This is a genomic window from Schumannella sp. 10F1B-5-1 (genome assembly GCF_006517535.1).
GTDB lineage: Bacteria > Actinomycetota > Actinomycetes > Actinomycetales > Microbacteriaceae > Schumannella.
The window spans coordinates 1-214 of sequence record NZ_VHQH01000110.1 but is presented as its reverse complement, the minus strand read 5'-3'; the positions used below and the strand labels follow the sequence as shown (position 1 = coordinate 214).

Here is a 214-nt window from a genome sequence, read left to right as displayed (position 1 = left end):
GATCAGGTCGCCGCAGCCGAGGCCGGGGGCCTGCACCTTGGTCTGCACCTCGAACTTGACCGTGCCGGTGCCGTCGCTGCCGGAGCCCGCCCAGGGCACCTCGTTGGTCGTGTACTTCGTGAAGAACTGGTTCGTGTTCGGGTCGATGCCGCGGATGCGGGTCTTCGTGGCGGCGTCGATGTTCGAGTAGACGGTGCCGTCGACGGCCTTGAAC

The 214-nt window shown here is 66.8% G+C and carries 1 protein-coding gene; it reads right to left on the bottom strand.

What is annotated here, in order from left to right:
- Positions 1 to 214 (bottom strand): hypothetical protein (locus FJ658_RS16330; protein ID WP_181408495.1); only part of this gene is annotated, 214 nt, incomplete at both ends.